Raw genomic sequence first — 8,223 nt, forward strand, 5'->3', positions numbered from 1 at the left:
AATGACTTGCCTGACCCCGAGCCGCCTAACACGAATTTATTCCGGTTGGTAATGATCCCTTTTTTCATCGGTTCGTCCGAGATGTCCAGGTGCAGGGGCCTGCCGCTTATGCGGTCGCACAGCTTGATGCCGAAAGGACTGGACGAGGATTTATAGTTGGTTTCCTCCGTGAAGAAACAGACCGCGGGCTCGATGAACGTGTAGAACGATTCCTCGGCGGGGAAATCCCCCGCATTACCCGGCATACCCGCCCAGTAGAGCGTGGCGGCATCCACGGTGTTGTGGCGCGGGCGGCACTCCATCAGAGCGAGCTGGCTGCCCACATCATTGCGGATATGCCGGAGCTCCTGCACGTCGTCCGACCAGGCCAGCACGTTGAAATGGGCCCGGACGGATTGAAGACCGAACGAGTGCGCCTCGTTGAGATACTGGTCGATCCACTCCTTGTTTATCTGGTTCCCGCGGGAGTAGCGGGAAAGGGACTGCATGTTACGCGCACGTTTCTCGAACATACGCAGGTTTTCGTCGCTGTCTTCCAGGAACACGTACTGGTTGTAAAGGTGGTCGCAGGAAAGCAGAAGCCCCACGGGGGCCGCGAACGAGAGCAGGCAGTCCGAACGGTCGGTGGAAAGACGCTCGTAACGGGTGTCCGTACCCACGCGCCCCGGCAGGTCTTCCGTGTCCGAGAGCGTGTGCAGGCACACCCGTTTGTTGCCCACGCGCAGAACCTCGGCCCCCAGCTCGATGTCCTGAAGAGAAGTCGTCTCCGAGAGCGAGAGGGAAAAGTACCGCTCCAGCAGGCCCGGACAATCCGCCGTACCCGTGATCTCGTCCCCCGTGAGGCGGACAAGGGCCAAGAAACCCGAATCGTTCAGAATACGCTCGAACTGTTCCGCCGCCTCCAGGAATTTTGTCGCCGATTCCCGGTTTACCTCTTTGGGAATGATGTTGCCCCGGCAGAGGGTCGAGAAGTCTGAACGCATGTGCATACGCTCCCTCGTCGTTTTCGTCAGGTAGAGGAAGCAGGCGTGGGTCAGGAACGGACGCTCGTTGAAATGCCGCTCGTAACTGCGGGAGAGGAAACTCATGTCCCCCTCGCCCGTGGCCGGGCGGTAACGCTCGCGGATGAACCAGTCCTGCTTGTGTACCACGCTGTATTCGGGCAAGACCTTCAGGGCCTTGCACCAGGCGGCGTGGATCGCCTCGTACTCGGCGGACGTGACGGTGAACAGCTCCGGGAGTTCGACCCGATAGACGACCGTTATGTCCGCGTCCTTGCTGATGATACAACCGCCTTCCACGGCCAGGAGCGGGAACTTGCTTTCCAGCGTGGTGGCTTTCAAGAGTTTCTCATACGCGGCCCCCCTTTCTTTTCAGCAACCGGCGCAGGGACTTGCGGTTGAGCAGGTAGCGGGGATGCCGGCGCGCGGCGAGCAGCTTCATCAGCCCGTGTTCCCCGTAACGGGTGTTCAGGCGGAAGGTAAGCCAGACCAGCACCGAAGCCGCCGCAACGCCGAAAGCGATACATACCCACTGATCGACCCCTGCCATGTAGAGGATGACGAACACCACGAAGACGGCCAGCAGGCCGCCCGCGAAGATGAAGAGGTACTGCGCCTTCAGGCCCCGGAACTCCACGCTCTTGCCGATTCCCTTGTTGATTCCATATTCCATAATTATTTGCATGACAGGTTGGACTACAAGAAGAAAGAGCGTAGGATCGTCGCGGCGACAATCAGGAAAATACACGCGCCGAACCAGCTCGCGGCGGTCTTCGACGTGTCGGGGTCGCCGCTCGAAAACTTGTTATAGACCTTGATGCCCCCGATAAGGCCGACCACAGCCCCCACAGCGTACACGAGTTTCGTGCCGGGGTCGAAGTAGCTGGTTACCATGTTGGTAGCCTCCGTAATGCCGGCGATGCCGTTGCCCTGCGCGAAAGCGGAGGAGATGGCGGCAAAGAGAAATGCCGCCGGAAGAAGAATCTTGTTCTTTCTCATAACTCGATAATGTTTGAATTGTGGCGCGGGGATGGATAGGCCCCGCACCGGGTTAAACTTCTTGATTCGATTTTTTTCAGTGGTTCGAGGATAGCCTCACGCGCTACCCGTAGTCTTTTTCTTTCATCGTGATGTCATTATGGGGTTAAACAAACTCACGGACGTCGAAACCCGTGGGAACCGAACCCTGCGGAGATGGGCTTTCCGCAGACCTCTCGGACATACGCCGGTGAAAAGCCGAGAGGTAGGTGTCGATCAGGGATTTTACCCTGTCGTTCCCGTCGGGGCGGCCCGAAACGATGACCTCGAACATGTCGGTCTGTTTCAGGCCCAGGAGGACACGTCCCGTTTCCTCCCTTTGCTCGTCTGTTGAAGGTGGATCATGTACCACGTGGCGGTAGGCTTCGCCCATCTGTTCAAAACTAACCCCCTGGGCAAGCGAGCGGCCCAAAAGGGGCAGCTCTTCGGTGTCGTCTTCATCCTCGTCATAATCCGGCTCCTCCGCGTCCGCATCCGGGAAAGATTCATCGTACAGCGGAAAGTCGATTTCCAGAGGTTCGTTAGGCTCCCCCTCGGGAGCGACACCGAACACTTCATCCAGGTCTTCCGGCGGAATCTGCCGGGGGTGTTCGGGTACATTCGTGGGCACAAATATATCGGCTTTTTCCGTAACTTTTTCAGTTTCAGATTCTACGGCAGCTTGTGGCCGGGAGTGGCGCAAGTCGAGGACAAAGCGGCTCCTGCCGATGATCTCCTGCCGGCAGGGCGTGTCTTCGGCAACGATCCCGTCTGCCGGTTCGTTACGTTCCATCCGCCGCAGGCGGAAAAACGCCCACAAGGCATACCCCACGGCAAAGAGGGGCAGCAGCCACAACGCCCCGTTCATCGCTCCTCCGCTTTGGGTTGCCGGGAGGCCACGGCCTCACGCTCCTCGAAAAGCCGCTCGATGGTTTCCCGGTTATCGTCCAGGTGCGCCTTGAGAACCTTGTCCACGTAGGCCGTGATCGTCACGTCGCCACGACCGATGACACGGGTGATCTCGCGGATACGCTCGTGATACGACGGACGTATCTTCACGTGCTTGTTACCGGCGAAAGGCAGCCGCAGCAGGCAGATGTAACGGGCCAGGTACTCGGCCTCGGGGGTGGGGACAGTCCCCACGGCGACCTCCCCCGAAGGGCCGTCGGGGACGATAAGGGTTTTCATCCTGCGCCGGTAGCGGCACACGCGGAAGATGAAGGGCACGGCGACGCAAAGGACGGCCGCCAGGATAACAGATAAAATAATTGCTTTGTCTGACATGATGGATTGTTTTTAATAGGTTGTAAATATTGGGTTCATAACTAAAAAATATCGGAGTTCCGTTTCTTGTAGAGTTCCGAAATTTCCTCCTGATAGGTCGCGAAATGCTGCTCCAGCACATTGTCCAGGTAGCTATACAGCGAGAGTTCGTTCTTACCGATAACCTGCACTATCCGGGTTATACGCTCGTGAAACTCCTTGCGGATATACACCGTTTTGCCGCTTCGGGTATTGGAGGGGGCGTTCCGGATAAAAAGACGCTCGTAATCCTGGCCTTTCCCTCTTCGGCGGCGTCCCTCCTCTTTCGTAGCCGGCGAGGCGGCGGCCTCGCCGGACGGTTCCGATAGAGCCGATGCCTCCTCCTCTTTTTCCGGCGTGTAAGGATGTAATGGCCGGTTTCGGCTTTTGGCCTGGCTGATGATGAAGGAAGCGTCCAAACCGTCGTCATGTTCTTTTCCGCTCATAAGATCCTACTTTAACAGTTCGATCAATTCATCCACGAGTTTATCCAGGTTGCTGCCCCGGATCAAAGAACGGTCTGCCGGGAAGAGCGTGGAGCGGAAGACAGAGCGACGGCTGGCGTTCTGCTCACGACGAAAACGCTTGGTGTCAGGCAGGAAGGTCTTCAGAACAGGAAGACCCAGCTCTTTCATTACCGCCTCGTAAACCTGATATAACTCTGTCTTTTCACGTCCGTCCACCATGTTCCATAGCATATACAGCCCTTTCATCCGGGACTTCTCGCGGCCCATGATATGCTCCTTTACCACAACCGCGTAATTCAGGGTGCTTTCCATGACAACCCGGTCGGCACTGATCGGGGCGACGAGATAATCCATTCCGGCCAGGGAATGAATCAGATCCTCGTTATTGATCGTACCGGGAAGGTCGAAGAACACATAATCGAAATCACCTTGCGGCAGGAGGTAGTCGGCATCGGCCAACGCCTCTTTCGTGTTGCTTTCCACGACAGGATAGGCTTTCTTTTGAAGCCGGGTGAATTGTTCGTAAGCTAACCTCTTGTAATGTTCGTCTTCGAGGGCAAGCTTCAGGTCACGTTCCCGCATCTCCACGATGGAGTGTTGGGGATAATCGCAGTCGATGACCGCGACATTGAAACCCTTTACATAGTGCAGGTAAGAGGCTGCCAGCACCGTGAGGGTGGTTTTGCCCGCTCCGCCTTTCTGGGTGGAGAAGGCCACGAATTTCGTTTTCTCTTTCATTGTTCCATGCGTTTTTAGTTATACAATCGGGTAATCGTTCATCTCTTCACGTATCCGGACAAGTGACGGCATGAGATTTTATGCTGGTATGCCGGCACGCATATATGCTGGTGCGCTGGCAGGCTGTTACGCCGGTATGCCGGTGCATGGGCGCGTGTCCGATTTTATACTCATGCGCAACCGCATTTGCTTATCCGGACAAAGACCCGCTTTTTCCTCTGCACACGATGTTTTCTGCATCCGTCCACACGTGTGCGGACAGGGGGATGTGTCATTGCCCGTATCCGTTCTCACGTGCAAAGTAAACCCTTAAAAACACGGGTTGTATGCTCTTTTTCCGCTATGGCCGCGTGTGGCGTCAAAGTGGACGCAAGTGGCGTAATCGCTTATGGCACAAGTGATTGAATAGGTCGGTATCTTTGCCTCGTGAACGATCCCGACGCTAATGAAGCCGTCCTTGCCCCGTTTTACGGCGGCTCTTTCAATGTTCTGTCCGCGAGCGGGCAGAAGGTATTTGCAAAGGGCAAATAGCAAGCTGTGTTTTCTGCTGCACGATTCTCGTTTTGCAGCAGAAAACAGCTTGCCCGCAAGGGGGAGAAAGCACCTCCGGAGTCGGTGCTTTTCAGAAGGGCGGCAGGCCGCGAAGGGATCGGAATTTTCAGGAACCGGTGGGGCTCTGGCCTCTCCTTAAAATTTCGATGCGATGGAAAAGAACAGAAAGCCCCGAGGGGGCAAAGGGGGACGACCCGCGAAAAACGACCCGGCCGTTTACCGCTTTTCGGTAAACTTTTCAGCCGTGGAACATGCCCGTTTCCTCGACCTTTACGAGCAGTCCGGGCTATTGTCCAAAGCCGCTTTTATCAAAGCGAGAGTGTTCAACGAGGCGTTCCGGGTGGTAAAGACCGACCGGGGAACGCTCGAATACGTGGCGAAGCTGACCGCTTTCCACGCCCAATTCCGTGCCGTGGGAACGAATTACAACCAGGTGGTGAAGGAGCTGCACGCGCATTTTTCCGAGAAGAAAACACTCGCGCTGCTCTATAAACTGGAGAGAGCGACACGTGAACTGGCGGCCGTCGGGCAGCAGGTCGTGTCGCTCTCCGAAGAGTTCAAACAGCGATGGTAGCCAATATCACCACCGGAAAAGACGTGTACGGCGCGCTGGCGTACAACCAGGAGAAAGTCGATCGGGGCGACGGGAAAGTACTGCTGACCCACATAGTGAGGGAGCCGGCGGATGGGCGCTTCAACGTGGCCGCGACGGCAGAAGACCTCCTGCGCTGGATGCCCTCGCACTACCGGACGGAAAAACCCGTCGTGCACGTATCGCTCAACCCGGCTCCCGAAGACCGCCTTGACGACGGGCAGCTCGCGGAGATAGCCGGGGCCTACATGGAGCGCATGGGCTGGGGAGGACAACCTTATATCGTATTCAAGCATACCGACATCGGACGGGAGCATATCCATATCGTGTCGGTGCAGGTGGCCCAGGACGGGCGCAAGATAAACGACAGCAGGCGCAACGAACGCAGCGTGGCCGTTACCGAGGAACTGGAACGGGAGTACGGACTGCATCCCGCCAAAGGGAGAAGGCGGGAGAAAGGGCAAGGGATCGTCCCCGCCGATTACACGCGGGGCGACCTGAAACGCCAGGTGGCAGCGGTAATAAAACCGGCCGTGGCGACATACCGCTTCCAAACCCTCGGCGAGTTCCGGGCATTGCTGTCCTTATATAATATAGGTATAGAGGAAGTCCGGGGAGAGCGGAACGGAACCCCCTACCGGGGATTGCTCTACACGCTGCTGGACGAGAACGGGGACAAGGCAGTGGCCGCGCCGCTCAAATCCTCACTGTTCGGTAAAGAGGTCGGGTATGACGGGCTGGAACGGCACATGGAGCGTAGCGCCGAACGGTTCGGGAAGGACGACACGAGGAGGCAAATCCGTGGCCGGGTCGATAAAGCGCTTCGGGGAGAACCCACGGAGGAAGAACTGCGCGAACGCCTGCGGGGAGCCCGGGTGGATCTCTACATACGACGCAACGAAAACGGCCGCATCGTGGGTGTGACGTTCATTGACCACGAAACACGGACGGTCGTGAACGGATCACGGCTGGGAAAGGCATACTCGGCCAACGCCTTCGAGCTGCGCTTCGGCGGAAAACGGAATCCCGGGGAAAACACGAGGGGCTTGTCCCCGAAACAAGCGCCTGCCGGACGGGACGGGCAACGGAAGCGGAATACCTCACGACGGAGGAAAGTATAACATCTCAATTATCATTCATTTATTAAATCTTACGGTTATGCAACAGGAAGACGACCTTCGGGGTCTTGCTAAAACAATGGATTTCATGCGGGCATTGAGTATCTTGTTCGTGGTTATCAACATCTACTGGTTCTGCTACGGGCAGATACGGGAATGGGGAATCAATATCGGCGTGGTCGATAGGATTCTGCTGAACTTCGACCGCACCGCGGGGCTGTTCCGGAATATACTATGGACGAAACTTTTCGCCGTAGTGTTCCTCGCCCTTTCATGCCTCGGGACAAAAGGAGTAAAAGAGGAGAAAATTACCTGGCGGAAAATCACGGCATCGCTGGCCACGGGAGGCGTGCTGTTCTTCTTCAACTGGTGGCTGCTGGACTTGCCGCTGACGGCAGCGGCGAACGCGGCTTTCTACATACTGACCCTATCGGCCGGGTATATCTGCCTCTTGATGGGCGGCGTGTGGATGTCCCGCCTGCTGAAGAACAATCTCATGGATGACCCTTTCAATAACGAGAACGAATCATTCCAGCAGGAAACACGCCTGATCGAGAACGAGTACTCCATAAATCTGCCGACGAAATTTTACTATAACAAACAGTGGAACAACGGGTTCGCCAACGTTGTAAACCCGCAAAGGGCTTGCATCTGCATGGGAAGCCCGGGCAGCGGGAAGAGTTATTGTGTTGTAAACCAGTTCATTAAACAGCAAATCGAAAAGGGCTATACCCAATACATCTATGACTACAAGTTTCCCGATCTTTCGGAAATCGCTTACAACCACCTGCTGAATCACCAGAAAGGTTACAAGAAAATCCCGACTTTCTACGTCATAAATTTCGACGACCCGCGCCGCTCGCACCGCTGTAACCCCATTCACCCGGACTTCATGACCGATATTTCGGACGCCTACGAGAGCGCCTATACCATCATGCTCAACCTGAACCGAAGCTGGGTGTGACCTGTAAAGTCACGTAATTGATTGTTAGACAGTGATATTAATTGCATGATTTAACCCGCTGTTCCGTCAGCGGTAGCCTACTATAAGGTGCATCTCCAGTGATGGGTTGTGCCAAGCTTATAGGACAAAGTACACTTTCCGAAAGGACAAGACTGAACCGTGAGGGAATGTCAAGGACGGTTAGTATCATACCGTTGAGTGGCGAGGCTGGATAGCATGGTTAACGTAAGTGAACTGACTTTAGCCGTCGTAAGGTTTGAAGGAGCGCAAGATACTTTAGCTCTCACCAAAAGGTAAGCAGTCGGATAACCCTTGCCCATGTTGGGGTTACACGGACACAGCACTGCCGGCGGACTTGGCAGAACCTAAACTATCCGTTTGTCAATTACGTGGAACAGGGCAAGCCTGTATCTCTCTCGTAAGAATGCGAGTAAGCGAACCGCAAGGCAAGCCGAATGGGGTGCAGGTATGA

At 55.8% G+C, this 8,223-nt stretch carries 9 protein-coding genes and 1 pseudogene; 3 read left to right on the forward strand and 7 right to left on the reverse strand.

The genetic code is table 11. From position 1 onward, the window contains the following. The 7 genes from HMPREF9007_RS00765 to HMPREF9007_RS00735 all read right to left on the reverse strand — a co-directional run. On the reverse strand, nucleotides 1–1,343 hold a 1,343-nt coding region (locus HMPREF9007_RS00765), incomplete at its 3' end, for a TraG family conjugative transposon ATPase (RefSeq protein WP_008763827.1). 7 nt (nucleotides 1,344–1,350) lie between these two features. After that, entirely contained in the window at nucleotides 1,351–1,677 is a 327-nt protein-coding gene (locus tag HMPREF9007_RS00760; RefSeq protein ID WP_029429442.1) for a DUF4133 domain-containing protein, read from the reverse strand. 20 nt (nucleotides 1,678–1,697) lie between these two features. Then, nucleotides 1,698–2,000, reverse strand: a complete 303-nt coding sequence (locus tag HMPREF9007_RS00755) for a DUF4134 domain-containing protein (protein ID WP_004319158.1) — start codon at nucleotides 1,998–2,000, stop codon at nucleotides 1,698–1,700. 145 nt (nucleotides 2,001–2,145) lie between these two features. Beyond that, nucleotides 2,146–2,886: a hypothetical protein gene (locus HMPREF9007_RS00750; RefSeq protein WP_008763828.1), complete on the reverse strand. Its 741-nt coding sequence runs from the start codon at nucleotides 2,884–2,886 to the stop codon at nucleotides 2,146–2,148. Continuing rightward, entirely contained in the window at nucleotides 2,883–3,302 is a 420-nt protein-coding gene (locus tag HMPREF9007_RS00745; RefSeq protein WP_004295458.1) for a DUF3408 domain-containing protein, read from the reverse strand. Before HMPREF9007_RS00745 ends, HMPREF9007_RS00750 begins: the two co-directional genes overlap by 4 nt. 41 nt (nucleotides 3,303–3,343) lie before the next feature. Further along, a complete protein-coding gene (locus HMPREF9007_RS00740; RefSeq protein ID WP_004319163.1) occupies nucleotides 3,344–3,766 on the reverse strand; it encodes a DUF3408 domain-containing protein in 423 nt (140 codons plus the stop codon). Nucleotides 3,767–3,772: 6 nt separating this feature from the next. Then, nucleotides 3,773–4,525, reverse strand: coding sequence for a ParA family protein (locus tag HMPREF9007_RS00735; protein ID WP_004295460.1), 753 nt, complete (start codon nucleotides 4,523–4,525; stop codon nucleotides 3,773–3,775). Nucleotides 4,526–5,228: 703 nt separating this feature from the next. Between HMPREF9007_RS00735 and mobA the strand changes: the two genes are divergently transcribed. The 3 genes and pseudogenes from mobA to HMPREF9007_RS00720 all read left to right on the forward strand — a co-directional run. Continuing rightward, entirely contained in the window at nucleotides 5,229–5,651 is a 423-nt protein-coding gene (mobA, locus tag HMPREF9007_RS00730) for a conjugal transfer protein MobA (protein ID WP_004295462.1), read from the forward strand. Next, nucleotides 5,645–6,790 carry a conjugal transfer protein MobB gene (gene mobB / locus HMPREF9007_RS00725; RefSeq protein ID WP_004295463.1) on the forward strand — a complete coding sequence of 382 codons (1,146 nt, stop codon included), beginning with the start codon at nucleotides 5,645–5,647 and terminating at the stop codon, nucleotides 6,788–6,790. The genes mobA and mobB overlap by 7 nt, the downstream gene beginning before the upstream one ends. A 37-nt stretch (nucleotides 6,791–6,827) precedes the next feature. Beyond that, nucleotides 6,828–7,748: pseudogene (locus tag HMPREF9007_RS00720) on the forward strand (YWFCY domain-containing protein); the annotation flags it as partial. Nucleotides 7,749–8,223: the final 475 nt, after the last annotated feature.

Source organism: Bacteroides sp. 1_1_14 (genome assembly GCF_000162515.1).
Lineage (GTDB): Bacteria > Bacteroidota > Bacteroidia > Bacteroidales > Bacteroidaceae > Bacteroides > Bacteroides thetaiotaomicron.

Bases quoted from the DNA above. Each gene is read 5' to 3' on its own strand.
- HMPREF9007_RS00755 (WP_004319158.1), bottom strand. From the start codon at position 2,000: ATGAGAAAGAACAAGATTCTTCTTCCGGCGGCATTTCTCTTTGCCGCC.
- HMPREF9007_RS00750 (WP_008763828.1), bottom strand. From the start codon at position 2,886: ATGAACGGGGCGTTGTGGCTGCTGCCCCTCTTTGCCGTGGGGTATGCC.
- HMPREF9007_RS00745 (WP_004295458.1), bottom strand. From the start codon at position 3,302: ATGTCAGACAAAGCAATTATTTTATCTGTTATCCTGGCGGCCGTCCTT.
- HMPREF9007_RS00740 (WP_004319163.1), bottom strand. From the start codon at position 3,766: ATGAGCGGAAAAGAACATGACGACGGTTTGGACGCTTCCTTCATCATC.
- HMPREF9007_RS00735 (WP_004295460.1), bottom strand. From the start codon at position 4,525: ATGAAAGAGAAAACGAAATTCGTGGCCTTCTCCACCCAGAAAGGCGGA.
- mobA (WP_004295462.1), top strand. From the start codon at position 5,229: ATGGAAAAGAACAGAAAGCCCCGAGGGGGCAAAGGGGGACGACCCGCG.
- mobB (WP_004295463.1), top strand. From the start codon at position 5,645: ATGGTAGCCAATATCACCACCGGAAAAGACGTGTACGGCGCGCTGGCG.